Below are 24,190 nucleotides of genomic sequence, written 5' to 3' on the forward strand. Positions count from 1 at the left end.
GCGACGAGATCGGCATGGGCGACAACATCTGGCTCGGCGACCGCGACGCGGTGCGCACCCCCATGCAGTGGACCCCGGACCGCAACGCCGGCTTCTCCTCCTCCGACCCGGGCCGCCTCTACCTGCCCACCATCATGGACCCGGTCTACGGCTACCAGGTGACGAACGTCGAGGCGTCCATGGCCTCCCCGTCCTCCCTGCTGCACTGGACCCGCCGGATGATCGAGATCCGCAAGCAGAACCCGGCCTTCGGCCTCGGCTCCTACACCGAGCTGCCCTCCTCCAACCCGGCCGTCCTCGCCTTCCTCCGCGAGTACGAGGACGACCTGGTCCTCTGCGTCAACAACTTCTCGCGCTTCGCACAGCCCACGGAGCTCGATCTGAGCGCCTTCGAGGGACGCCATCCCGTCGAGCTGTTCGGCGGGGTGCGTTTCCCGGCCGTGGGCGAGCTGCCGTACCTGCTGACCCTCGGGGGGCACGGCTTCTACTGGTTCCGGCTCCGCAAGGACGCCGCGTAGAACCCGGGGCGGGGCGGTTTTCACCGGCCCGCCCTGGGCACGCATCAGTAACACCCCGCCCGCCGGCGGCGCCCCCGTGCGGCGCGCCGAGAAGAGGGGAGAGGACGCGACGCCATGTCGGAAGCCGTCACACGCACCGTCACGACACCGCCCGGCCTCCTTGCGTCACTGGATCCACTGCTCAGGGAGTGGCTGCCGCGGCAGCGCTGGTTCGCGGGCAAGGGCAGCCCGGTCTCCGGATTCGCCCTGGTCGCGGCCACCGAGCTACTGCCGCCCACCGCCAAGCTGGGCCTGTACCACCTGCTGGTGCAGGCGCACCAGCCGCTCCAGCCGGGGCACACCGGGCAGGACCGGCCCGGCGACTGCTACCAGCTGCTCATAGGCGTGCGCGAGGCGCTGCCGCCCCGGCTCGCGCCCGCGCTGATCGGTCATGTGACGCGGGGCCCGCTGGCCGGACGGACGGTCTACGAGGCCCTGCACGACACCCGGCCCGCCGAACTGCTCCTGGAGGCCCTGCGCACCCAGGCCCGGATCGGCGGGCTCCGCTTCGAGCGCGACCCGCGCCAGGAGATCCGCCCCGGCCTGGTCCCGCGCCTGATGACGGCCGAGCAGTCGAATTCGTCGGTCGTCTACGGAGATACGTTCATTCTCAAGCTGTTGCGCCGGATCGTGCCCGGGGTCAACCCCGATCTGGAGCTGCCGCTGGCGCTGGCCCGCGAGGGCTGTCCCCGGGTGCCCCCGCCGACGGCCTGGCTGGTCGCGGACCCCGAAGGGGCGCCCGGGTCGCCGCCCGCGGCCGAACCGTACGTGCTGGGCGTGCTCCAGCCGTTCGTGCAGGGCGCGACGGACGGCTGGGAGCTGGCGCTGCGCGAGCTGGCCAAGGGCGAGGACTTCGTCTCCGAGGCGCGGGCGCTCGGCCGGGCCACCGCCGAGGTGCACACCGCGCTGGCCCGCGCGCTGCCGACGGTCACCCTGGGCCACACCCAGCTGCGGTCCCTGGTCGACGGCATGACCGAGCGGCTGGACGCCGCCGTGCACGCGGTGCCGGCGCTGCGGCCGTACGCGGACGGGCTGCGCTCGGCGTACACGGCGCTGGACGACCTGGCCGCCGAGGGGCGCACCTGGACCGCGCAGCGGGTGCACGGCGACCTCCACCTCGGACAGTGCCTGCGCTCCCCGGCCGGGGAGTGGGCGCTGATCGACTTCGAGGGGGAACCGGCCCGGCCGATGGCGGAGCGGCGGATGCCGCAGCCGGCGGTGCGGGACGTCGCCGGCATGCTGCGGTCCTTCGACTACGCGGCCCGCACGGCGGACCCGCCGCAGCCGGACTGGGCCACGCACTGCCGGGCGGCGTACTGCGCCGGGTACGCGGAGGCCGCGGGCCGTGATCCGCGCACCGAGCCGGTGCTGCTGCGCGCGTACGAGACCGACAAGGCGGTCTACGAGGCGGTCTACGAGGCCCGGCACCGCCCCGACTGGCTCCCCGTGCCGATGGCCGCCGTGCACCGGCTGGCCTCGCCCGACCGGATCTGACCCGACCCCGACCTTCGCCCAGGAGGCTTCGCCCGTGACCCCCCGCCCCACGTCCAGCGGTTCGCATCCGGAGCAGCCGGCCGACCAGCGGCGCACCGAACCACCGGCGCCCGCGCGGAAGAAGGCAGCCGTGAAGAAGGCCAGCGCGAAGAAGGTCCCCGCGAAGAAGGCGGCCGCGGCGGCGAAGGCCACGGTCAAGAAGGCGGCGACCGAGAAGTCGACGGTGAAGAAGGCCGCGAAGAAGGCGGCGGAGAAGACCGCCTCGAAGGCCGCGGCGAAGGGCGTGGGAAAGGGCACGGCGAAGGGCCCGGCGAAGGCGGGCGGGAAGGCCCCGGCCGGGAAGGGCGCCGCGGGGAGGAAGGACGTGCGGGAGACCGGCGCCCCGCCGCCCGCCCCGCCCGTCCCGCCCGGGATGGATCTGGAGATCGCCGTCTCCCCCGCCCTGGACGCCGCCGACCGGGAGCGGCTGCTGAACGGCACCCACCACGCCCCGCACTCCCTGCTCGGCGCGCACCCGGTGCCCGGCGGGGTCGTCTTCCGGGCGTTCCGTCCCTACGCCCGGGCCGTCAGCGTCCTCTCCGGCGGTCTGACCGTCGAGCTGCACGACGACGGCGACGGGTTCTTCTCCGGACTGCTGCCGCTGCGCGAGGTGCCGGCGTACCGGCTGCTCGTGACGTACGAGGGGACGGTGCAGGAGACGGAGGACGCCTACCGGTTCCTGCCCACCCTCGGCGAGCTCGACCTGCACCTGATCGGCGAGGGCCGCCACGAGGAGCTGTGGACGGTCCTCGGCGCGCACCCGATGACCCACCAGGGCGTCACCGGCACCCGGTTCTCGGTGTGGGCGCCGAACGCGCGCGGGGTGCGGGTGGCCGGCTCCTTCAACTTCTGGGACGGCACCGGCTTCCCCATGCGGTCGCTGGGCGCGACCGGGGTGTGGGAGCTGTTCGTGCCGGGCGTCGGCGAGGGCGAGCTGTACAAGTTCGAGATCACCCGCCCCGACGGCTCGAAGACCCTGCGCGCCGATCCGCTGGCCCGCCGTACGGAGGTGCCGCCCGCCACCTCCTCCGTCGTCACCTCGTCGGCGTACGAGTGGGGCGACGCCGAGTGGCTGGAGCGCCGGGCGGACGTGCCCGCCCACCGGGCGCCGTTCTCCGTCTACGAGGTGCACCTCCCGTCCTGGCGCCCCGGACTGACCTACCGCCAGCTCGCGGACCAGCTGCCCTCGTACGTCAAGGACCTCGGCTTCACGCACGTGGAGCTGATGCCGGTCGCCGAGCACCCCTTCGGCGGTTCCTGGGGCTACCAGGTCACCGGGTTCTACGCGCCCACCGCCCGCCTCGGCACCCCGGACGACTTCAGGTACCTGGTCGACGCCCTGCACCGGGCCGGCATCGGCGTGATCATGGACTGGGTGCCGGCGCACTTCCCGCGCGACGAGTGGGCGCTCGCCGAGTTCGACGGGCGCCCGCTGTACGAGCACGAGGACCCGCTGCGGGCCGCCCACCCCGACTGGGGGACCCTGGAGTTCGACTTCGGGCGGCGCGAGGTGCGCAACTTCCTCGTCGCCAACGCCGTGTACTGGTGCCAGGAGTTCCACATCGACGGGCTGCGCGTCGACGCGGTCGCCTCCATGCTCTACCTCGACTACTCGCGCGAGCCGGGCCAGTGGACGCCGAACGAGCACGGCGGCCGGGAGAACCTGGACGCGGTGGCCTTCCTCCAGGAGATGAACGCGACCCTGTACCGCAGGGTGCCGGGGGTCGTGACGGTCGCGGAGGAGTCCACCGCCTGGGACGGCGTCACCCGGGCCACCCACCACAGGGGCCCGAGCGGTTTCGGCGGACTCGGGTTCGGGCTGAAGTGGAACATGGGCTGGATGCACGACTCGCTCCAGTACATGAGCCACGAACCGGTCCACCGCCGCTACCACCACGGCGAGATGACGTTCTCGATGGTGTACGCCTACAGCGAGAACTACGTGCTGCCGATCTCCCACGACGAGGTGGTGCACGGCAAGGGGTCCCTGGTGTCGAAGATGCCGGGCGACTGGTGGCAGCAGCGCGCCGGGCTGCGCGCCTACCTGGCCTTCATGTGGGCCCACCCCGGCAAACAACTGCTCTTCATGGGGCAGGAGTTCGCGCAGGGCGCGGAGTGGTCGGAGGCGCACGGGCCGGACTGGTGGCTGCTGGACCCGCACTACGGCGCGGAGGCCGACCACCGCGGGGTGCGCGACCTGGTGCGCGACCTCAACACCGTGTACCGGCACACCCCGGCGCTCTGGCAGGGCGACACCGACCCGTCCGGCTTCCGGTGGGTGACCGGGGACGCCGCCGAGGACAACGTGTTCGCGTTCCTGCGGTACGACTCCGACGGCTCCCCGCTGCTCGCGGTGTCGCACTTCGCGCCGGTGGTGCGTGAGGACTACCGGATCGGGGTCCCCGACGACGTGCCGGCCTGGCACGAGACGGTGAACACCGACGCCGGGCGCTACGGGGGCAGCGACCACACCACCCCCGACCCGGTCAAGCCGGAGCCGCAGGGGTGGCACGGCCATCCGGCGAGCATCCGGCTGACCCTGCCGCCCCTGGCGACGGTGTGGCTGCGCCCGGCCTGAGCGCCGTCGTTCAGCCCAGGGCGGCGGCCAGCGGCTCCGGCAGCGGCTCGGTGTGCAGGACGCCGAGCCGCTGCGTGGCACGGGTGAGCGCCACGTACAGGTCGCTGGTGCCGTAGCGGCCCGGCTCGACCACCAGGACCGAGTCGAACTCCAGCCCCTTGGCCTGGCGGGGGTCGAGCAGGACGACGTCGTGCGTCAGGTCCGGTTCGGTGCCGGCCGTCACCCCGTCCAGCCGGGCGGCCAGCGGGCGGTGCAGCTCACGCGGGGCGATCACGGCGAGGCGGCCCTCGTCGGGGGTGAGTTCGGTGACGGCCTCGGCGACCGCGCCGGGCAGGTCACCGGTGGCGCGGGCCCAGGGCCGCACACCGGTGGCGCGCACCGAGCCGGGCGGCTCGAAACCGGGGTGCTCGGCGCGCACGACGGCGGCGGCCACGTCCATGATCTCGGCCGGGGTGCGGTAGTTGACGCCCAGCCGGGTGTGCTCCCAGCGGTCCTCGACGTACGGGGCGAGGATGTCCTCCCAGGAGCCGACGCCGGCCGCCTCCGAGGTCTGCGCCGGGTCGCCGACCAGGGTCATGGAGCGGGTGGGGCTGCGCCGCATCAGCAGCCGCCACGCCATCGGGGACAGTTCCTGCGCCTCGTCGACGATGATGTGCCCGAACGCCCAGGTGCGGTCGGCCGCGGCACGTTCGGCGGCGCTGCGGTGGTCCTCCTCCTCGTGCCGCTCGGCGAAGCGTTCGGCGTCGATGATGTCGTGCGCGGACAGCACCTCGGAGGAGTCCGGGTCGGCGTCCTCCTTGTCCTCGAACTCGAAGGTCCGCGAGGCGTACGAGACGTCGAGGACGCCCTGGGCGAAGGCGATCTGCGTCCGCCGCTCGCGTTCGGCCCGCTCCCGCGCGAGCCGGTCGTCCTCGCCGAGCAGTTCGGCCGCTTCGTCCAGCAGGGGCACGTCGGAGACGGTCCAGTGCCGGGTGACCGGGCGGCGGACGGCCGCGGCGTCCTCGTCGGGGAGGTACCCCTCCGGGGCGGCGAGGAAGTCGGCGACCAGGCGCTCGGGGGTGAGGAGCGGCCACAGCCGGTCGACGGCCGACCAGACCTCCGGGTTCCCGGCGAGTTCGTCGCGGATCTGGGTGATGTCGCTGGGGTCGAGCAGGTTGGAGCCGTCGTAGGGGTCGGTGCCGATGCGTTCGGCGACCATGTCGGTGAGCGCGTTGAGGACGTGGCCCTCGAAGTGCTCGCGGGCGACGTTGTGGGGCAGCCTCGCGGCGCGGGTGCGTTCGCGGGCGACGTTGACCAGCCCGTCGTCGAGCAGGAGGACCTCACGGTCGTGCTCGATCGCGATCACCGGGTCGGGCAGCGTCTGCCGGTCGCGTACGACGTCGGCGAGGACGTCCGCCATCCCGGCGCGGCCCTTGACGGCGGCGGCCCCGGGGGTGTCGGTCCGGGTGGTCCGCACCCCGGGGTACAGCTCGCCGACGGTCGCCAGGAGCACGCCGGTCTCCCCGAGGCTGGGCAGCACCTCGCCGATGTAGCCGAGGAACGCCGGATTGGGTCCGACGATCAGGACGGCGCGGCGGGCCAGCAGTTCGCGGTGCTCGTAGAGGAGGTAGGCGGCGCGGTGCAGGGCGACGGCGGTCTTGCCGGTGCCGGGGCCGCCCTCGACGACCATGACCCCGCGGTGCGGGGCGCGGATGATGCGGTCCTGGTCGGCCTGGATGGTGCGCACGATGTCGCCCATGCGGCCGGTGCGCGCGGAGTCGAGGGCGGCGAGCAGGACGGCGTCCCCGGTGGGGTCCTCGTGGCCGGTGCGGGTCTCGTCGCCGAGGTCGAGGATCTCGTCGTGCAGGGCGGTGACCCGCCGCCCCTCGGTGGCGATGTGCCGGCGGCGCCTGAGGCCCATCGTGGTGTGACCGGTGGCCAGGTAGAACGGGCGGGCCACGTCGGCGCGCCAGTCGATGAGGACGGGCGTGCGCTCGGCGTCGTCGGCGCGCAGGCCGATGCGGCCGATGTGGTGGGTCGCGCCGGAGGCGAGGTCGATCCGGCCGAAGCAGAGGGAGCCGTCGACCGCGTTCAGCGCGGCGAGCAGCCCGGAGCGCTCGGCCACCAGGATGTCGCGCTCCAGCCTGGCCTGCCGGGGGGTGTGGCCCTGGGCGAGCGCGTCCGAGACGGAGTCCTCGGCGTCGCCGCGCAGGACGTCCACGCGTGCGTACAGTCCGTCGACGAATTCCTGCTCCTGTCGCAATTCATCGTCCGGAAATTCGGTGTTTGACAATTGCACTCCCGCCCGGATATACTGTGCTCACTGAACTTCTCCGCGACTTCTTCTATTCGAAGTCGCGAATCAATGAATATACGCAGAGAAAACCCCCGAGCGCAATTGCCCGGGGGTTTTTCCGTGTCCGGGGACGCCCGGCCCGCGGGTCAGAGCACCTCCTCCAGCTCGGCGAGCAGCCGCCGTCCGGGTCTCGCCCCGACCATCGAGCGCACCGGCTCCCCGTCACGGAACACGATGAAGGTCGGCATCGACAGCACCCTGTACGCGTGCGTCGTGTCCGGATTGGCGTCCACGTTCAGCTGCACCACCTTCAGCCGGCCCTCCTCCCGCGCCGCCAGCGCGCTCAGCACCGGTGCCATCTGCCGGCACGGCGGGCACCAGTCGGCCGTGAACTCCACCAGCACCGGCAGCCTGGAGCCGATCACCTCCGTGGCGAAATCGGCGTCGCTCACCTCGGGCACACCCGTCACCGCCCACCCCCTCCTCGTTCGCACAACGGCTCCGGACCGCCCGGAACCGCCGCTTCGGCCGCCAGTCCGCGCATCGCCGACTGCGCCCGCGCCAGCTGCCGTCCCACCTCGGCCCGTACCGTCCGCAGCTCCTCGATCAGGGCGTCGAGCTCGTCCAGCTTGCGCCGGTAGACCTGAAGCGAGGCGGGACAGGCGTCGCCCTCGGAGTGACCGGCCCGCAGACACTCCACGAACGGCCGGGTCTCCTCCAGGTCGAACCCGAAGTCCTGGAGCGTGCGGATCTGCCGCAGCAGCCTCAGGTCGCTCTCGTCGTACGTGCGGTGGCCGTTGGCCGTCCGCCGCGCGGGCAGCAGCCCACGGGATTCGTAATACCGCAGCGTCCGCGTGGTGGTCCCGGCCCGTGCGGCCAGCTCGCCGATTCGCATGCGACGAACGTAGGCCTTGACGTCGGCGTCAGGGCAAGGGCGGCCGGAACACGGGAACGGACCGAGCGGCCGGGCCCACGGGGGTGGGCGCCGGCCGCTCGGGGTGGAGGCCCCGTCCCGGCGAGGGCAGCGGGCCTCCGGGGGGCCGGGCGGCTGGGCTACGGGGGAGCGCCCGGCCGCCCGGGGTACGCGGGGAGGGACGCCGGCCGTCGGGCCTTGGCCGGCTCCCTCTCCGTCAGGCCTTGGCCAGTTCCTTCTCACTGCCCTTGCCGGGCAGCTCGGCGCGAGGCTCCTCCACGTCGCCGCCGCCGTGGTCGTCCAGCAGCGTCGTCTCGTCGAAGGGCGCGCGGCCGGCGAGGACGTCGGCCACCCGGTCCTTGTCGATCTCCTTCGTCCAGGTGCCGATCAGCACCGTGGCGACGGCGTTGCCGGCGAAGTTGGTCAGCGCGCGGGCCTCGCTCATCAGGCGGTCGATGCCGACGATGAGGCCGATGCCGTCCACCAGGGCCGGCTTGTGCGACTGGAGACCGCCGGCCAGCGTCGCGAGGCCGGCGCCGGAGACACCGGCGGCGCCCTTGGAGGCGACCAGCAGGAAGAGCAGCAGCGGGATCTGCTCGCCGATCGACATCGGCGTGCCCAGGGCGTCGGCGATGAACAGCGAGGCCATGGTCATGTAGATCATGGTGCCGTCGAGGTTGAAGGAGTAGCCGGTGGGGACGGTGATGCCGACGACCGGCTTGCTGACACCGAGGTGCTCCATCTTCGCGATGAGCCGCGGCAGCGCGGACTCCGAGGAGGAGGTCGACAGGATCAGCAGGAACTCGCGGCCCAGGTACTTGAACAGCGACCAGACGTTCAGTCCCGCGACGAGCCGCAGCATCGTGCCGAGCACCACGAAGATGAACAGCACGCAGGTGATGTAGAAGCCGAGCATCAGCACCGCGAGGCTCTTCAGGGCGTCGACGCCCGAGGCGCCGGTGACGGCGGCCATGGCGCCGAAGGCGCCGATCGGGGCGGCCCACATGATCATGGCGAGGACCCGGAAGACGAGCCGCTGGATGTGCTCGATGCCGCGCAGGACGGGCTGGCCGGCCTTGCCCATGGCCTGCAGCGCGAAGCCGCACAGCAGGGCGACCAGCAGGGTCTGCAGGACCTCGCCCTGGGTGAAGGCGGACACGATCGTGGTCGGGATGATGCCGAGCAGGAAGTCGGTGGTGGACTTGGCCTCGGCGTCGACCTGCGCCTGGCCCGTCTCCTTGACCGCGTCGGTCACCGCGAGACCGGTGCCCGGGTCCAGGATGTTGCCGACGACCAGGCCGATGCCGAGGGCGACGACCGACATCACCATGAAGTAGCCGAGGGCGATGCCGCCGACCGCGCCGACCTTGGCGGCCTTCCGTACGGACCCGATGCCCAGCACGATGGTGCAGAAGATGATCGGCGAGATCATCATCTTGATCAGGTTCACGAACCCGGTGCCGATCGGCTTCAGCTCGACCGCGAAGTCGGGGGCGATCAGACCGACGGTGATCCCGAGGGCGACCGCGATGATCACCGCGATGTAGAGATAGTGCGTGCGGTCCCGCTTGGCCTTGGGTGCGGCAGGTGCCGTATCGGCTGTGCTGGTCACGGCGGCCCTCCTTGACGTCTTCGTCGGCATCACCGGCGTGCGGCTCACGTCCGGGGGATGGGATGGGGGTTCAGGGCCCGTCCGGCCCTGGGGGAACGCCGTGACTATGCCGCGCCCTGTGAGCGCGGTCACCCTTCCGTTCATTTAGTTCACCGTGGAACGGCGAGGCAGACTGGCGGAATGCGCCTCCCCCTCCCCCTGCCCCGCTCCCTCGCGGGCCAGCTCTTCGCCATGCAGGCCGTGCTCATCGCGGTCGTCGTGGCCGGGTACGCGCTGTTCAGCTATGTCAGCGACCGCAGCCAGGCCGAGGAGGCGGCGGGCCGCCAGGCCACCTCGGTGGCCCTCGCGGTCGCCGACTCCCCGTCCGTGCGGGAGGCGATCCGCACGGACGACCCGTCCTCGCGGCTCCAGCCGTACGCGCTGGCCGTGGTGCGCGACACCGACGTGGACTTCGTGACGATCATGGATCCGCGGGGCATCCGCTGGACCCACCCCGACCCCGCCCAGATCGGACTGGTCTTCCAGGGCCACACCGGCCCGGCGCTCGGGGGCCGCACCTTCACCGAGACCTACACCGGCACCCTCGGCCCCTCGGTCCGCGCGGTCACCCCGGTCCTGGACGGCGAACGGACCGTCGGGCTGGTCAGCGCGGGTATACGGGTCGAGGAGATCAGCCAGCGCGTCCGGGGACAGCTCACCGCGCTGCTCGCGGTCGCGGCCGGCGCGCTCGCCCTCGGCGCGGTCGGCACGTACGTCGTCAACGCCCGGCTGCGGCGTCACACCCACGGGATGAACGCGACGGAGCTCAGCCACATGCACGATTACCATCAGGCCGCGCTGCACGCCGTGCGCGAGGGCCTGCTGATGCTGGACGGGCAGTACAGGGTCGCGCTGATCAACGACGGCGGCCGGGAGCTGCTGGGCGTGGACCAGGAGGAGGACGTGGTGGGCAGACCGGTCACGGAGCTGGACCTGCCGTCGCCGCTGACGGGCGCGCTGCTCGCCTCGGAGCCCCGGGTGGACGAGGTGCATCTGACGGCGGACCGGGTGCTGGTGGTGAACACCTCACCGGTCACCGGGGGCCAGCGGCGCGGCACGGTGGTGACCCTGCGGGACGTGACCGAGCTCCAGTCGCTGATGGGCGAGCTGGACTCCGAGCGCGGCTTCACGCAGGCGCTGCGGTCGCAGGCGCACGAGGCGGCGAACCGGCTGCACACCGTGGTGTCACTGATCGAACTGGGCCGGGCCGAGGAGGCCGTGGACTTCGCGACGGCCGAGCTGGAGCTGGCGCAGGCGCTCACCGACCAGGTGGTGGCCGCGGTGAGCGAGCCGGTGCTCGCGGCGCTGCTGCTGGGCAAGACGGCGCAGGCCAACGAGCGGGGCGTGGAGCTGGTGGTGTCGCCCGACAGCCGCCTGGACGACGGCCTGCTGCCGGACTCGCTGCCCGCCCGCGACCTGGTGACCATCCTCGGCAACCTGATCGACAACGCCGTGGACGCGGCGCAGGGCGGGGTACGGCCCCGGGTGACGGTGACGGCACTGACCGCGGACCCCTCGCGGCTGATCCTGCGGGTGTCCGACACCGGCCCCGGGGTGGACCCGGAGCGGACGGAGGAGGTCTTCCGGCGCGGCTTCACCACCAAGCCGTCCGGTCCCGGCGGGCGGGGCCTGGGCCTGGCGCTCGTCCAGCAGGCCGTGGCGCGGCACGGCGGGGCGCTGTCGGTGGCGTCAGGCGAGGAGGGCGGCGCGGTGTTCGAGGTCCGGCTGCCGCTCGGGGAGCCCGCGGTCGCGCGGGTCGCGGGAGGTGCCGGATGACCGCGGGGCAGCCCATCAGGGTGCTGGTGGTCGAGGACGACCCGGTCGCCGCGGACGCCCATGTGATGTACGTCGGGCGGGTGCCCGGGTTCGTCGCGGTCGGCAAGGCGCACACCGGCGCGGAGGCCCGCCGGGCGCTGGAGCGCACGCCCGTCGACCTGCTCCTCCTCGACCTGCACCTGCCGGACGTGCACGGGCTCCAGCTGGCCCGCTCGCTGCGGGCGGCGGGCCACCACGCCGACGTGATCGCGGTGACCTCCGCCCGGGACCTCGCGGTGGTGCGCGAGGGGGTGTCGCTCGGGGTGGTCCAGTACGTGCTGAAGCCGTTCACGTTCGCGACCCTGCGGGACCGGCTGTTGCGGTACACCGAGTTCCGCGCGGCGGTGGGCGAGGCCAGCGGGCAGGACGAGGTGGACAGGGCGCTGGCCGCGCTGCGCGCCCCCGGTCCCGCCGCCCTGCCGAAGGGGCTGAGCGCACCCACCTTGGAACGGGTGACCGTCGCCCTGCGCAACGCCGGGGAGGGCCTGACGGCCACCGGTGCCGCGGAGGCGGTCGGCATCTCCCGCATCACCGCCCGGCGCTACCTGGAGCACCTCGTGGAGGCGGGCCGCGCGGCCCGCCGCCCGCAGTACGGGACGGTGGGGCGGCCGGAGCTCCAGTACCGGTGGGTGAGCGGAGGCTGAGGTTCCCGGGATCCGGGGCGGTCGGTTTGCGCCGCGCGGCGGGCGGGCGCGACGGGGTCGCGGGCGGGGGATCCGGTCGCACCCGCCTTCGACGGCCGGGCGTCCGTGCCGCGCGTCACCCGGAGCCGGTGCGCGCATATGCTCGCTGAGCTTGCGTTTCCCGCTCCGCCGCGTGCGGGCCGGACGACCGGCCGTTCCGCCCTCCGACAGCCGAACCCGCCGGTAGCCGTAGGTTCCCACCAAGAGTGACCCTGGCCGAACAGACCGTAGTCATCCCCTGTGTACGGGCCTAGCTTGTGAGCCGTGCAGCGACCTCCCGCTCGTCCCGACCGCCGTCCGCCTCCACCGTTCGACGCCTCCGCCGCCCGCCGGCTGCGGGCCGCCCTGGGCATGGGCCCCGACCAGGTCGCCCACGCCCTGCGCGGTTCCTACGGGCTGCCGCACGCCACGCCGGCCCTCGTCGCCGCCTGGGAACGCGGGACCGTGGCCCCCTCGCACTCCGAACTGATCGCGCTGGCCGGTGTGCTGTGGTGCTCGCCCGGTGAACTCGTCGGGCGCCCCCGCACCTTGCGCGAACACCGGGTGGCGCGCGGTCTCGCCCCGGAGGAGGTGGCCCGCACGGTCGGCCACGAACTGCACGCGTACCTGCGGATGGAGGAGACGGGCCGCTGGCGGGGCAGCGAGCGGCAGTCGGCCGCCCTGGCCCGGCTGCTCTCCCTGTCCCCGGCCGACCTCGTCGTGGTCACCGGGCGGGAGGGCGAGCTGGCGGAGCTGCTGCGCGGCGCGGTGACCACCCGCCGGCAGGCGTTCGTACGGCCGCTGACGAAGATCGTGCCACTGGACCGGCGCCTGCTGGAAGAGGTGCTGCACCGCCTGCACCGGACCTACCAGGGCCGCACGGCGACCCCTGTGAGCCGGGGCGGCGACCCGGGCGCCGGCGGGCGCGAGTTCCTCGACCGGATCGTCGAGCACTTCTGGACGGCGGTCGAGAGCCGGCCCGGCTGACGCGGGGCGGGTACCGAGACACCCCCTAGCAGCCCGCCTCGCTGCCCTCGTCCGCGGACGCGTCGACGTCGACGGCGTAGCCGGCCCCGGTGGTGAGGTCGGGGCGGCTTCCGTGGCCGTCCTCCGCCAGGCCCTCGGCGGTGAGGAAGACGACCCGCAGGGCCATGTCCTCCTTGGTGAAGCACAGCGTGCCGTCGGGGACGGCCCCGGGGTCCGGGGTCCATCCGTCCCGTCGCGCCGCCGTCCGGTAGTGCGCGGTCACCTCGGCCCGGGTACCGGGATGGGCGTAGGTCCGGCCGGCGTACACCGTGACGTCCCCGCTGTCCGCCCAGCAGCCGGCGTCGGCCTCCTCGAAGCCCCGGGGAACCGTGGCCCCGGCGGGCCGGGAATCCAGGATGCCGAGTGCGGCGAGCTCCTTCACCCGCCCGTCGGTCCCGCCGCAGTCCTGGGTGAGTTCCCGCAGCGTGCAGCCGGTGAGGGCCCCGACCGCGCACACGGTCGACAGGAACAGTGCCATCGGGCGGGTGGTACCTGTCCGCACGGACACACGGGCTCCAGGAGACGGGCCCGGCCGGAGGGATCCGTCAGGCGGGGGGGCGGGCCGTGCCACTCGGAGCGGCCCGGCCCGAATCTACCCGCACTGATCGTCCCCGGTGCGAACTTCCGCTTCACGCCCGGGACATCGGGTCCACCGTGGCTTCCTAGAAGACCGACTCCGCCTCGTCCATCCGGTCACCGGGGACCGTCTTCAGTTCGGTGACCGCCTGGGCGAGCGGGACCATCACGATGTCCGTGCCGCGCAGCGCGGTCATGTTCCCGAACTCGCCCCGGTGCGCTGCCTCCACCGCGTGCCAGCCGAAGCGGGTGGCCAGGACGCGGTCGTAGGCCGTGGGGACACCGCCGCGCTGGACGTGGCCGAGGATGACCGGCTTGGCCTCCTTGCCGAGGCGGCGCTCCAGTTCGTATGCCAGGGCCGTGCCGATGCCCTGGAAGCGCTCGTGGCCGAACTTGTCGATCTCGCCCTTGCCGTAGTCCATGGTCCCGTCGGCCGGGTGCGCGCCCTCGGCGACGCAGATCACCGCGAACTTCTTGCCGCGGGCGAAGCGTTCCTCGACCATCTTCACCAACTGGGCGGGATCGAAGGGACGCTCGGGCAGGCAGATGCCGTGGGCGCCGGCGGCCATGCCGGACTCCAGGGCGATCCAGCCCGCGTGCCGGCCCATGACCTCGACGACCATCACGCGCTGGTGCGACTCGGCGGTGGTCTTCAGGCGGTCCATCGCCTCGGTGGCGACGCCGACGGCGGTGTCGAAACCGAAGGTGCGGTCGGTGGAGGAGATGTCGTTGTCGATCGTCTTCGGGACGCCGACGACCGGCAGGCCCGCCTCGGACAGCATGTGCGCGGCCGTCAGCGTGCCCTCGCCGCCGATCGGGATCAGCGCGTCGATGCCGAAGTCGCGGATCATGTCCGAGGCGTTCTCGCAGGCCTCGCGCAGTCGGTCGCGCTCCAGCCGGGCGGAGCCCAGTATGGTCCCGCCCCGGGCCAGGATGCCGCTGACGGCGTCGAGGTCGAGGGCACGGTAGCGGCCGTCGAGCAGACCCGAGTAGCCGTCCTCGAAGCCGATGACCTCGTCGCCGTAGTTGTCGATCGCGCGGTGCACGACCGACCGGATCACTGCGTTCAGGCCGGGGCAGTCGCCGCCTGCGGTGAGAACTCCGATACGCATCGCGCTGTGTCTCCTGGTCCGTGTCGATACCGGGTGAGCCAGTCCCGATTGTTTCATGCCCTCCAGCCCGGTGCCGACGCCGGACGGGCGGGCGTCCTAGCCAGCGTCAGGGGTATTGTCAAGAGGGATCCGCTCACCTCTGTGGGCGATTTTTACGGCCTTGGCGTTCGACTCTTGCGGCCCCCGACGAAACGGAGAGCGCGCGTGACCCGCAGCGTGTACGTGACCGGTATCGACCGCGGCGACGGCCGTCAGGTCGTCGAGCTCGGGGTCATGGAACTCCTGACCCGGCAGGTCGACCGGGTGGGCGTGTTCCGGCCCCTGGTGCACGACGGGCCGGACCGCCTCTTCGAACTGCTGCGGGCCCGCTACCGGCTCACCCAGGACCCGGCGACCCTCTACGGCCTCGACTACCAGGAGGCGTCCACGCTCCAGGCCGAGCGCGGCACGGACGAACTGGTCTCCACCCTCGTCGACCGGTTCCACCGGGTCGCCCGCGACTACGACGTCGTGCTCGTCCTCGGCACCGACTACGCCGACACGCAGTTCCCCGACGAACTGGCCCTGAACGCCCGGCTCGCCAACGAGTTCGGCGCCTCGGTGATCGCCGTCGTCGGCGGCCGCCGGCAGACCGCCGAGTCGGTGCGCGCCGAGACCCGCAACGCCTACCGCGCCTACACCACCCTGGGCTGCGACGTGCTCGCCATGGCCGTCAACCGGGTCGCCCGCGAGGACCGCGACGAGATCGCCGAGCGGCTCGCCAACCGGCTCCCCGTGCCCTGCTACGTGCTGCCCGACGAACCCGCGCTCTCCGCCCCGACCGTCTCGCAGATCGCGCACACCCTGGGCGCGAAGGTGGTGCTCGGCGACGACTCCGGGCTCGCCCGCGACGCCCTCGACTTCGTCTTCGGCGGTGCCACGCTGCCGAACTTCCTCGCCGCGCTCTCCCCCGGCTGCCTGGTGGTCACCCCGGGCGACCGCGCCGACCTGGTCGTCGGCGCGCTGGCCGCGCACAGCGCCGGCACCCCGCCGATAGCCGGGGTGCTGCTCACCCTCGACGAGGTGCCCGGCGAGCGCGTCCTCACCCTCGCCGACCGGCTCGCGCCCGGCACCCCGGTGCTGTCCGTGCCGGGCACCAGCTTCCCCACCGCGGAACAGCTGTTCTCCCTGGAGGGCAAGCTGAACGCGGCCACCCCGCGCAAGGCGGAGCGGGCGCTCGGCCTCTTCGAGCGGTACGCGGACACCGCGGAGCTCACCCAGCGGGTCTCCGCGCCCAGCAGCGACCGCGTCACCCCGATGATGTTCGAGCACAAGCTGCTCGAACAGGCCCGCTCCGACCTGCGCCGGGTCGTGCTCCCCGAGGGCACCGAGGAGCGGGTGCTGCACGCGGCGGAGGTGCTGCTGCGCCGGGGCGTGTGCGAGCTGACCCTGCTCGGCGACGCCGACCAGATCCGCAAGAAGGCCGCCGACCTCGGCGTCGACCTCGGCGACACCCAGCTGATCGACCCGGCGACCTCCCCCCTGCGGGACTCCTTCGCCGAGCGGTACGCGGCGCTGCGCGCCCACCGGGGCGTCACCGTCGAGCTGGCCTACGACGTCGTCTCCGACGTGAACTACTTCGGCACGCTCATGGTGCAGGAGGGCCTCGCCGACGGCATGGTGTCGGGCTCGGTGCACTCGACGGCCGCGACGATCCGGCCGGCCTTCGAGATCATCAAGACCCGCGAGGACGCGCGGATCGTCTCCTCGGTCTTCTTCATGTGCCTGGCCGACAAGGTGCTCGTCTACGGCGACTGCGCGGTCAACCCCGACCCGGACGCCGAGCAGCTCGCCGACATCGCCGTGCAGTCGGCGGTCACCGCCGCGCGGTTCGGGGTGGAGCCGCGGATCGCGATGCTGTCGTACTCCACGGGCACCTCCGGCTCCGGCGCCGACGTCGACAAGGTGCGCACCGCGACCGAACTGGTCCGCTCGCGCCGGCCCGACCTGCGGATCGAGGGGCCGATCCAGTACGACGCGGCCGTGGAGCCGTCGGTCGCGGCGACCAAGCTGCCGGGCTCGGAGGTGGCCGGTCAGGCGACCGTGCTGATCTTCCCCGACCTCAACACCGGCAACAACACCTACAAGGCCGTGCAGCGCTCGGCCGGGGCGATCGCCGTCGGCCCGGTGCTGCAGGGTCTGCGCAAGCCGGTCAACGACCTGTCCCGGGGCGCCCTCGTCCAGGACATCGTCAACACCGTGGCCATCACGGCGATCCAGGCCCAGTCACCGACCCCGTCCCCGAGCGAGAAGGCAGCCGCCCAGTGAGTCCGTCCCGCGTCCTCGTCCTCAACTCCGGCTCCTCGTCGGTGAAGTACCAGCTGCTGGACATGGGCGACAGCAGCCGGCTGGCCACCGGGCTGATCGAACGGATCGGTGAGCGGACCTCCCTGGTGCGGCACACCCCGCTCGCGTCCGGCGGGGAGCCCCGGGAGCGGACCGGCCGGGTCGCCGACCACGAGGCCGCCCTGAAGGCGATGGCCGAGGAGCTGGCCGCCGACGGGCTGGGCCTGGACTCCCCCGAGCTGGCCGCCATCGGCCACCGCGTGGTGCACGGCGGGAAGCACTTCACCGAGCCGACGGTGATCGACGACCGGGTGCTCGCCGAGATCGAGCGGCTGATCCCGGTGGCTCCCCTGCACAACCCGGCCAACCTCACCGGCATCCGCACGGCCGTGTCGCTGCGCCCCGACCTGCCGCAGGTCGCCGTCTTCGACACCTCCTTCCACACCACGATGCCGGAGGCGGCCGCCCGGTACGCGATCGACGTGCGGACCGCCGACGAGCACCGCATCCGCCGCTACGGCTTCCACGGCACCTCGCACGCCTACGTCTCCCGGGAGACCGCGCGGCTGCTGGGGAAGGCGCCCGAGGAGGTGAACGTCATCGTGCTGCACCTGGGCAACGGCGCGTCCGCCTCGGCCGTGCGCGGCGGGCGCTGCGTGGACACCTCCATGGGGCTGACGCCCTTGGAGGGGCTGGTGATGGGTACGCGGTCCGGAGACATGGACCCGGCCGTCATCTTCCATTTGATGCGCGTCGGCGGAATGTCCGCCGACGAGATCGACACGCTGCTCAACAAGAGGAGCGGCCTGGTCGGGCTGTGCGGGGACAACGACATGAGGGAGATCCGGCGCCGGATCGACGAGGGCGACGCACAGGCGCAGCTCGCGTTCGACATCTACATTCACCGTCTGAAGAAGTACATCGGCGCCTATTACGCCGTTCTCGGACGGGTGGACGCGGTGGCCTTCACCGCCGGGGTCGGTGAGAACGCCGCCCCGGTGCGGGAGGCGGCCGTGGCGGGCCTGGAGGGCCTGGGCCTGGCGGTCGACGCCGGGCGCAACGCGGCACGCGGCGGCGGGGCGCGGCTGATCTCGCCCGAGGGCGCGCGGGTGGCGGTGGCGGTGGTGCCGACGGACGAGGAAATGGAGATCGCACAGCAGACCTACGCACTGGTCGGAAAGGACAACTGAGCAGGGACTTTCTCATTTGTATCTTCCGCCAGACGGAATATTCCGTAGCGAAACAAACGGATAGGATCGCCCCATGCGCCGTTCGAAAATCGTCTGTACTCTCGGCCCCGCGGTCGACTCCCACGAGCAGCTTGTCGCCCTGATCGAAGCCGGCATGAACGTGGCCCGCTTCAACTTCAGCCACGGCTCGCACGCCGAGCACCAGGGCCGGTACGACCGGGTCCGGGCCGCCGCCAAGGAGACGGGCAGGGCCATCGGCGTCCTCGCCGACCTCCAGGGCCCCAAGATCCGCCTGGAGACCTTCGCCGAAGGCCCCGTCGAGCTGGTGCGCGGTGACGAGTTCACCATCACCACCGAGGACGTCCCGGGCGACCGGACGATCTGCGGGACGACCTACAAGGGCCTGCCGGGCGACGTCTCCCGCGGCGACCAGATCCTCATCAACGACGGCAACGTCGAGCTGAAGGTGCTGGACGTCGAGGGCCCCCGGGTGAAGTCGATCGTCATCGAGGGCGGTGTCATCTCCGACCACAAGGGCATCAACCTGCCCGGCGCGGCGGTGAACGTGCCCGCGCTGTCCGAGAAGGACATCGACGACCTGCGCTTCGCCCTGCGGATGGGCTGCGACCTGGTCGCGCTGTCCTTCGTGCGGGACGCCAAGGACGTCGCCGACGTGCAACGCGTGATGGACGAGGAGGGCCGCCGGGTCCCGGTCATCGCCAAGGTGGAGAAGCCGCAGGCGGTGGAGAACATGGAGGGCGTCGTGGCGGCCTTCGACGCCGTCATGGTCGCGCGCGGCGACCTGGCCGTCGAGTACCCGCTCGAGAAGGTCCCCATGGTGCAGAAGCGCCTGATCGAGCTCTGCCGGCGCAACGCCAAGCCGGTGATCGTGGCGACCCAGATGATGGAGTCGATGATCACCAACTCCCGGCCGACCCGCGCCGAGGCCTCCGACGTGGCCAACGCGATCCTGGACGGCGCCGACGCGGTCATGCTGTCGGCCGAGTCGAGCGTGGGCGCGTACCCGGTCGAGACCGTGCGGACGATGTCGAAGATCGTCCAGGCGGCCGAGCAGGAGCTGCTCTCCAAGGGCCTCCAGCCGCTGGTGCCGGGCAAGAAGCCGCGCACGCAGGGTGGTTCGGTGGCCCGCGCGGCCTGCGAGATCGCCGACTTCCTCGGCGGCAAGGGCCTGGTGGCCTTCACCCAGTCCGGCGACACCGCCCGGCGCCTGTGCCGCTACCGCGTCGCCCAGCCGATCCTGGCGTTCACCACGGACGAGTCGACGCGCAACCAGCTGGCGCTCAGCTGGGGCGTGGAACCGCACGTCGTGCCGTTCGTGAACAGCACCGACGAGATGGTCGAGCTGGTGGAGCAGGAACTGGTGAAGCTGAACCGCTTCGCCGAGGGCGACACCGTCGTCATCACCGCCGGCTCTCCCCCCGGCGTCCCCGGCACCACCAACATGGTCCGCGTCCACCACCTGGGCGGCGCGACCAGCTGACCGCGCACACGGCCGAGGGCGTCCCCCCGCGAAGGGGGACGCCCTCGACGCCTGTCGCGCGGCTCCGCCGGAGTCCCGCGGCCCGTCAGGTGATGTACTGGTGCAGGCCCGGGATGTGCAGGGTCCCGCCGAACTGGCCGGCCTGCTGCACCGTCACGTCGGTGAAGTAGATCAGCGGGATGTTCAGCGGCGGAGGGTGCTCCGGGTCGAAGGTGATCGGGATGAGCCCGAGCAGCTTGCCGGAGATGCTCTCCGTGTACATCACGGTGTCGCCGTCGCGGATGGTCGACGTCGAGCCCTTGGCGGCCTGGACGTGGTAGGTCTTGCCGGACTGTTCGTCCTTGACCGTCTGGTGCAGGTCCCCGATGTCGGTGCCGTCGGAGACGACGTACTTCAGCACCTTCTTCGTGGTGCCGTTCGCGGTCCGGACCTCGACGATGCCCTTGTAGTCGGCACCCTTCAGGGTCAGCGAACTGGCGTTCAGGTACCAGGGGGCGTCCGGCAGCGGGACCTTGTTGTCGACCCCGCCCTCGGCGTCGGTGGCGACCGGGCAGTCCTCCAGGTCGGTCCCGGACGTCTCGGAGGGGCTCGGCGAGGGGGTGGCCTCCGGGCCGTCGGTCGCCTCCTCGGCCTTCTCCTCTGCCCCGTCCTCGGTGTCCTCCGCCGCTTCGGGCGCCTCGTCCCCGGTGTCCCCGGCCTCGTCCGCGGTGTCCCCGGCCGGTTCGGACGCCCTGGGCGCGGGCTCCTTCACGGAGTCCGCCGGTTCCTCGGCCGCGTCGTCGGCGGCCGGGGCGGAGGCGGACGGGGTGGGGCTCGGGCTCGCCTCTGCCTGCTGGTCCTTCGGAGTGAAGACGTCCTTGACGGCGTCCCCGATCTCCTCCAGCACGTTGCGGTCGGTCTCCGAGGGCGCGGGCGCGGGTGCGGCCGGCTTCCCGGCGGCCTGTCCGGCCGCGGACGCGGAGGGCGTCGGCTCGGGCTCGGGCTTGTCGTCGGAACCTGAATCCGGCGAAGAGTCCGTTCCCTTGTCCGTGTCCTTGTCCGTGTCCTTGTCCGTGTCCTTGTCCGGGGCCTGCTGCCCGGGCGCCGACGGGGCCGGCTCCGTGGCGGGCTCGTCGTCCGGGGACGCGCTGTCGCTCGCCGTGGCGGACGGCGAGGGCGACGCGGTGGTGTCCCCCTTCTCGGCCGCCTCGATGGCCTCCAGGCACTCCTTGAACTCTTCGGCCGTGAGGTTCTTCGACGACGGCTGGTCGTCGGCCTGGGCGAGAGTCGGGGTGAAGCCCATGCCCATGAGGACCGCGGTGGGCATCGCCGCGATGGCTATCGCCTTGCCGGCAGGCATGTGGAACCTGGTGAACAGCGGCTTCTTGGGTGCCGCGTGGCGCGGCCCGGTTCTCACACGGGACTTCTCCACATCAGTCCCGTGGGTCACCTCGTCAGCCGGCACTGTGCCTCCCGTTCGCCCCGTTCGCCGGGATCGTTCCTGACAGGTCGTTCTCTCCCGGCGTCCTGGGCGCCCGGGAGTGGTCCTCGTGGCCGGCCGGCGCGGTGCCGTCGGCGGGCTCCGGGACCGTGGTGTCGGCGACCGCGCCCTCCGGGGCACCGCCGTGACCCCCGCCGGCAGGCGGCGGCTCCTCGGCGGGCGGCGCGCCCGGGGCCCATGACACGGCCATCGCTCCGCCCACCAGGGCGAGGAGGAAGCCGATGAGGAAGCCGCCGATGTTGGACACGGGGATGGACACCAGCGCCAGCAGGATCGCCGCGACACCCGCGAAGACCCGTACGTGCTTCTGGAACCAGAGACTGACGCCGAGGACGACGAGCAGCACACCGATGATCAGGGACCCGGCGCCCGCCGTGGTCGCCATGGCCAGCGTCAGGTGTCCGATCTGGAGGTTCGCGTACGGGAAGTAGGCGATGGGGAGTCCGCCGAGCATGACGAACAGCCCGGCCCAGAACGGCCGCTCGCCCCGCCAGGCGCGGAACTGCAGCCTGCGGCGGGTGAACTGGCCGACGGCGGCAGGAGTCTCGGCGCTCATGGAAAACAGCTCCCTGGTACGGCTTTGCTGTGGTGGTGATGTGCGCCGCGCGTGAAGGCGCGGCGGGAAGGTGGACGGGCGGGGGCGCCACCGGCTCCCCCGCCCGTCAGCGAGTGCTTAGTAGCACTCCTTGACACCCGTGGAGAGCGACATCTTCAGACCGCTGAGCTTGAAGGTGCCGGCGGTGGTCGCCCACGCCGTCTGCTTCACGTTCTTCAGGACGGCCTTCTCGGCCTGCTGGGCGAACCCGTAGGGGTTGGCCCGCTGGTTTGCGACCTCGCTCTGCTTCATGCCCGGACCCTTGTTGGCGTCCTTGGCGGCCACACCGATGTCGATGTTCGTGAACGTCGCATCGGCGTTCAGGTCGGCGACATCGATGTAGAGGTTCTCGGCCTCGACCGGTGCGCCCTGCCCCGCGCGCAGCATCAGGCTGACGTTCCCGAGCACCGGAATGTTCGGGGTGACGACCGACTGGCACATGTTCTTGATGGTCGCCGACTTGAACGCCGAGACCGCGACAGGGTGCGCCGTCTTCTTACCGGTGAGGGTGTACCCCTCGTCGAGGGCACCGTACTGGGAGAAGCCCGTACCGACGAGCTCGTCCGTGGTGACCTTGAACGACTGGCCCGACACGCTGAACGACGCCGCGAGGGCGCCCTGCGCGAGGGCGACGCCTATGCACGCCGTGGCGGCGACGCTGGGCACCATGACCACAGCGAACCGCTTCCATCTGGTCCCGCCACGCACCTGGGACTCCATATTTCCTCCTTCTCGGACGTACATCTCCTGTCCTGACCCGCCGCCATGAACGGCGGCCGGGCCGGGCAGGGATGGGAGAAGTGCTACGTCCTCGGAAAGGAGAGCGCCCGCACTCGGCGGCGCGGAGACGCGCCCGAATCACCGGCGATCACCCCCGAGCGACAACCACTGGTCGCGCCTGACACGCATCACGCACAACCCTGCTGGACAGGCTTCGCCGGATGGGCGAAGACCCCCCTGTCCAAGGACCGGCGCCACTGCCACCGGTCCTGCTCGGTGGGGACCCAGGGATGTCCGCGGCCCGACCGGATGTCGGGGCTGCGGAGCAAGGGACCGAGCGTCGCCGATCGTGGTGCATTCTCGGCCCCCGCACAAGGGGGTTCGTTACTCGCTAGTAACGGGCGGATAACCGTGCGGCGACCCGCAGGTCGCGTCCGGCGACGCTCGGTGCATCACCAGGGGTGTGCAAAACCATTGATCGAGGGACAGATTCCGACAGATCAACGCCTGCGACTTACTCGCAGTAACAGCGGCCGCGATGACCAAGATTTGGCAAAGCGCGGCCGCATCGACCCCATTGCGCCATTCGGCCACTCGGGCACCGGGCACCCGGCCGACCGGCGAACCGGTACGGATCGGGCGCCGCGGCCCCCTCCGCACGGCTCAGAACAGCGCTCGCGCCAGTGCCCGGCGCGCGGCGACCACGCGCGGGTCGTCGGCGCCGACCACCTCGAACAGCTCCAGCAGCCGCACGCGCACGGTGTCGCGGTCGTCGCCCGCGGTGCGCGCCACCGTCTCGATGAGCCGGCCGAACGCGTCCTCGACGTGACCGCCCACCAGGTCCAGGTCGGCGGCGGCGATCTGCGCGGCGGCGTCCCGCGGCTTGTCGGCGGCGTCCTTGCGCACCTGCTGCGGGTCCAGGCCCTGCACCCGCTGGAGCAGTTCGGCCTGCGCGAGGCCCAGCGCGGCCTCCGGGTTACCGGGGTCGTCGGCGAGCACGTTCTTGTACGCCTGGACGGCACCGGCGAGGTCACCGCTGTCGAGCGCCTGCACGGCGGCCTCCAGCAGGGCGTCGTACGGGCCGGCGGCCTCGGCCGGGGCGGGCGTCGCGCCACCCGGCACGGCGTCGGGGTCGACGGTGAGGCCGGTCAGGCCGAAGCGCTGCTCGCCCACCTGCACCAGCTGGTCCAGGGTCTGACGGATCTGCGCCTCGCCCGCGGCCCCCTGGAAGAGCGGCAGCGCCTGTCCGGCGACCACCGCGAAGACCGCCGGGATCCCCTGGATCCCGAACTGCTGCATGAGCATCTGGTTGGCGTCGACGTCGACCTTCGCGAGGAGGACGCGGCCGTTGTACTCGACGGTGAGCCGCTCCAGGAGGGGGCTGAGCTGCTTGCAGGGCTCGCACCACTCGGCCCAGAAGTCGATGACGACCGGGACCTCGGTGGACCGCTGCAGGACGTCACGCTCGAAACCGGCTTCGTCGACGTCGATCACGAGGTCGGCCGGGGAGACGGCGCCCCCGCCGCCCTGCCGGGCCGATTCGGCGCGCGCCTGCTCCGCCTTCGCCTTGGCCTCCTGGGCCGCCTTCACCGCGGCGAGGTCGACGACCCCGCTCATGGACATGTTCCGTGGCTGCATGCGTCTATCCTCCCCCGTACCCCGCGCGTGTGTGAAAAAGGCC

The 24,190-nt window shown here is 72.3% G+C and carries 19 protein-coding genes; 9 read left to right on the forward strand and 10 right to left on the reverse strand.

What is annotated here, in order from left to right; translation table 11 throughout:
* The 3 genes from IE118_RS18815 to glgB form a co-directional block, all read left to right on the forward strand.
* Window positions 1-518, forward strand: a 518-nt coding sequence (locus IE118_RS18815) for an alpha-glucosidase C-terminal domain-containing protein (RefSeq protein ID WP_229846861.1), incomplete at its 5' end; no start/stop codon positions are given.
* Between the two features lie 114 nt (window positions 519-632).
* Window positions 633-2,051, forward strand: a complete 1,419-nt coding sequence (locus IE118_RS18820; protein WP_189559124.1) for a maltokinase N-terminal cap-like domain-containing protein — start codon at window positions 633-635, stop codon at window positions 2,049-2,051.
* A 34-nt stretch (window positions 2,052-2,085) separates the two neighbouring features.
* Window positions 2,086-4,668 (forward strand): 1,4-alpha-glucan branching enzyme, encoded by a 2,583-nt coding sequence (glgB, locus tag IE118_RS18825; protein WP_189559125.1) that lies wholly within the window; start codon window positions 2,086-2,088, stop codon window positions 4,666-4,668.
* 10 nt (window positions 4,669-4,678) lie between these two features.
* On the opposite strand, the gene IE118_RS18830 is transcribed toward glgB, so the two are convergent.
* From IE118_RS18830 to IE118_RS18845, 4 genes are all read right to left on the reverse strand, one after another.
* Window positions 4,679-6,910 (reverse strand): HelD family protein, encoded by a 2,232-nt coding sequence (locus tag IE118_RS18830; RefSeq protein WP_189559126.1) that lies wholly within the window; start codon window positions 6,908-6,910, stop codon window positions 4,679-4,681.
* A gap of 179 nt (window positions 6,911-7,089) precedes the next feature.
* The gene (locus IE118_RS18835; protein ID WP_306430397.1) at window positions 7,090-7,413 is read right to left on the reverse strand and encodes a thioredoxin family protein; all 324 of its coding nucleotides are present in this window, start codon (window positions 7,411-7,413) and stop codon (window positions 7,090-7,092) included.
* Entirely contained in the window at window positions 7,410-7,838 is a 429-nt protein-coding gene (locus IE118_RS18840) for a MerR family transcriptional regulator (RefSeq protein WP_189559127.1), read from the reverse strand. The genes IE118_RS18835 and IE118_RS18840 overlap by 4 nt, the downstream gene beginning before the upstream one ends.
* Window positions 7,839-8,073: 235 nt before the next feature.
* Complete coding sequence (locus tag IE118_RS18845; protein ID WP_189559128.1) at window positions 8,074-9,468, reverse strand: cation:dicarboxylate symporter family transporter; 1,395 nt, start codon at window positions 9,466-9,468, stop codon at window positions 8,074-8,076.
* A gap of 180 nt (window positions 9,469-9,648) precedes the next feature.
* Here IE118_RS18845 and IE118_RS18850 point away from each other — a divergent pair, with 180 nt between their 5' ends.
* From IE118_RS18850 to IE118_RS18860, 3 genes are all read left to right on the forward strand, one after another.
* Window positions 9,649-11,283, forward strand: a complete 1,635-nt coding sequence (locus IE118_RS18850; RefSeq protein ID WP_189559129.1) for a sensor histidine kinase — start codon at window positions 9,649-9,651, stop codon at window positions 11,281-11,283.
* Window positions 11,280-11,966 (forward strand): response regulator, encoded by a 687-nt coding sequence (locus IE118_RS18855; protein ID WP_189559130.1) that lies wholly within the window; start codon window positions 11,280-11,282, stop codon window positions 11,964-11,966. Before IE118_RS18850 ends, IE118_RS18855 begins: the two co-directional genes overlap by 4 nt.
* A gap of 303 nt (window positions 11,967-12,269) precedes the next feature.
* Entirely contained in the window at window positions 12,270-12,971 is a 702-nt protein-coding gene (locus IE118_RS18860) for a helix-turn-helix domain-containing protein (RefSeq protein WP_189559131.1), read from the forward strand.
* A 25-nt stretch (window positions 12,972-12,996) separates the two neighbouring features.
* On the opposite strand, the gene IE118_RS18865 is transcribed toward IE118_RS18860, so the two are convergent.
* On the reverse strand, window positions 12,997-13,488 hold the full coding sequence (locus tag IE118_RS18865) for a hypothetical protein (RefSeq protein ID WP_229846862.1): 492 nt from the start codon (window positions 13,486-13,488) through the stop codon (window positions 12,997-12,999).
* 184 nt (window positions 13,489-13,672) lie between these two features.
* Window positions 13,673-14,698, reverse strand: coding sequence for an ATP-dependent 6-phosphofructokinase (locus tag IE118_RS18870; protein WP_189559133.1), 1,026 nt, complete (start codon window positions 14,696-14,698; stop codon window positions 13,673-13,675).
* A 204-nt stretch (window positions 14,699-14,902) separates the two neighbouring features.
* Here IE118_RS18870 and pta point away from each other — a divergent pair, with 204 nt between their 5' ends.
* The 3 genes from pta (at window position 14,903) to pyk (ending at window position 19,714) form a co-directional block, all read left to right on the forward strand.
* Entirely contained in the window at window positions 14,903-17,005 is a 2,103-nt protein-coding gene (pta, locus tag IE118_RS18875; protein WP_189559134.1) for a phosphate acetyltransferase, read from the forward strand.
* Window positions 17,002-18,213 carry an acetate kinase gene (locus tag IE118_RS18880; protein WP_189559135.1) on the forward strand — a complete coding sequence of 404 codons (1,212 nt, stop codon included), beginning with the start codon at window positions 17,002-17,004 and terminating at the stop codon, window positions 18,211-18,213. Before pta ends, IE118_RS18880 begins: the two co-directional genes overlap by 4 nt.
* A 73-nt stretch (window positions 18,214-18,286) precedes the next feature.
* Entirely contained in the window at window positions 18,287-19,714 is a 1,428-nt protein-coding gene (pyk, locus tag IE118_RS18885; RefSeq protein WP_189559136.1) for a pyruvate kinase, read from the forward strand.
* An 85-nt stretch (window positions 19,715-19,799) separates the two neighbouring features.
* On the opposite strand, the gene IE118_RS18890 is transcribed toward pyk, so the two are convergent.
* The 4 genes from IE118_RS18890 to IE118_RS18905 form a co-directional block, all read right to left on the reverse strand.
* Window positions 19,800-21,158, reverse strand: a complete 1,359-nt coding sequence (locus IE118_RS18890; protein WP_189559137.1) for an ICP22 family protein — start codon at window positions 21,156-21,158, stop codon at window positions 19,800-19,802.
* Window positions 21,148-21,750 (reverse strand): DUF6114 domain-containing protein, encoded by a 603-nt coding sequence (locus IE118_RS18895; RefSeq protein WP_189559138.1) that lies wholly within the window; start codon window positions 21,748-21,750, stop codon window positions 21,148-21,150. The genes IE118_RS18890 and IE118_RS18895 overlap by 11 nt, the downstream gene beginning before the upstream one ends.
* Window positions 21,751-21,867: 117 nt before the next feature.
* A complete protein-coding gene (locus IE118_RS18900) occupies window positions 21,868-22,509 on the reverse strand; it encodes a DUF6230 family protein (RefSeq protein ID WP_189559139.1) in 642 nt (213 codons plus the stop codon).
* Window positions 22,510-23,172: 663 nt separating this feature from the next.
* Window positions 23,173-24,147 carry a tetratricopeptide repeat protein gene (locus IE118_RS18905; protein ID WP_189559140.1) on the reverse strand — a complete coding sequence of 325 codons (975 nt, stop codon included), beginning with the start codon at window positions 24,145-24,147 and terminating at the stop codon, window positions 23,173-23,175.
* Window positions 24,148-24,190: the final 43 nt, after the last annotated feature.

Origin of the sequence: Streptomyces pilosus (assembly GCF_014649835.1) — a bacterium.
GTDB lineage: Bacteria > Actinomycetota > Actinomycetes > Streptomycetales > Streptomycetaceae > Streptomyces > Streptomyces pilosus.